Annotated in this window: 2 protein-coding genes; both read left to right on the top strand. The window is 62.2% G+C overall.

What is annotated here, in order from left to right:
* A partial coding sequence (locus EN932_RS35715) for a class II fructose-bisphosphate aldolase (RefSeq protein ID WP_206619026.1) occupies positions 1 to 549 on the top strand: 549 nt, incomplete at its 5' end.
* Positions 550 to 570: 21 nt separating this feature from the next.
* Positions 571 to 1600 (top strand): ribulose-bisphosphate carboxylase large subunit (locus EN932_RS35710; protein ID WP_128369500.1); only part of this gene is annotated, 1030 nt, incomplete at its 3' end.

Here is a 1600-nt window from a genome sequence, read left to right as displayed (position 1 = left end):
GCGGTCGACTTCGTGAACGCAACCCAGGTCGACGCGCTGGCGATTGCCTGCGGCACCTCGCACGGTGCCTACAAATTCACCCGCAAGCCGGACGGCGACATCCTGGCCATGCAGGTGATCGAGGCGATCCACGAGAAGCTGCCCAACACGCATCTGGTCATGCACGGCTCTTCCTCTGTGCCGCAGGAGTTGCAGGACATCATCAACAGATACGGCGGCGAGATGCCCCAGACTTTTGGCGTCCCGGTCGAGGAGATCGAGCGCGGCATCCGCTACGGCGTGCGCAAGGTCAATATCGACACCGATTGCCGCATGGCCATGGCCGGGCAGTTCCGCCGCGTCGCGACGGAAGACCCGCGCGAGTTCGATCCCCGCAAATTCCTGAAGCCCGCCATGGATGCCTTGCGCGACCTTTGCCGGGACCGCTTCGAGCGTTTCGGTACGGCGTCCAACGCCTCGAAGATCAAGGTCATCGCCATGGACGAGATGGCGAAACGTTACGCCGCGGGAAAACTCGACCCCCAAATCGCAACCGCGAAAGCCGCCTGAGCAACAAACAGGAGACCTGTCATGAACAAGATCGACATACTGCCAGCGGGGACGCTCAAGGAAGGCAAGGAGCGCTACAAGTCAGGGGTCATCCCCTACAAGAAGATGGGCTACTGGGAGCCTGACTACAGGCCCAAGGAAACCGATCTGATCGCCATGTTCCGGATCACGCCGCAACCCGGTGTCGACCACGAGGAGGCGGCAGCCGCCATCGCCGGTGAATCCTCCACCGCGACGTGGACCGTGGTGTGGACCGACCGGCTGACAGCTTGCGAGCTCTATCGCGCCAAGGCGTTCAGATCCGAGCCGGTGCCGAACACCGGTCCCGGAACCAAGACCGAGCAACAGTACTTCGCCTACATCGCCTACGACCTCGACCTGTTCGAGCCGGGCTCGATCGCCAACCTGACCGCATCGATCATCGGCAATGTGTTCGGCTTCAAGGCAGTCAAGGCGTTGCGGCTGGAAGACATGCGTATCCCGGTGGCGTATCTCAAAACTTTCCAGGGGCCGGCGACCGGCATCGTGGTGGAGCGTGAGCGGCTCGACAAGTTCGGCCGGCCGCTGCTCGGCGCAACGACGAAGCCGAAGCTCGGCCTGTCGGGACGCAATTACGGGCGCGTCGTTTATGAAGCGCTGAAGGGCGGCCTCGACTTCGTCAAGGACGACGAGAACATCAACTCGCAGCCCTTCATGCATTGGCGCGACCGCTTCCTCTACTGCATGGAGGCCGTGAACAAGGCGTCGGCCGCCACCGGCGAGGTCAAAGGCCATTATCTCAACGTCACCGCCGGCACGATGGAGGAGATGTACGAGCGCGCCGAATTCGCCAAGCAACTTGGCTCCTGCATCGTCATGATCGACCTCGTCATCGGCTACACGGCGATCCAGTCGATGGCCAAGTGGGCACGCCGCAACGACATGATCCTGCACCTGCACCGTGCCGGCAACTCGACCTATTCGCGCCAGAAGAACCACGGCATGAATTTCCGCGTCATCTGCAAATGGATGCGCATGGCCGGCGTCGACCATATCCATGCCGGCACGGTGC

This window comes from Mesorhizobium sp. M7A.F.Ca.US.002.01.1.1, assembly GCF_004022955.1.
GTDB classification, from domain to species: Bacteria; Pseudomonadota; Alphaproteobacteria; order Rhizobiales; family Rhizobiaceae; genus Mesorhizobium; species Mesorhizobium ciceri.
Note: the sequence above shows the minus strand (reverse complement) of the source record. Positions and strands in the feature narration are given on the sequence as shown.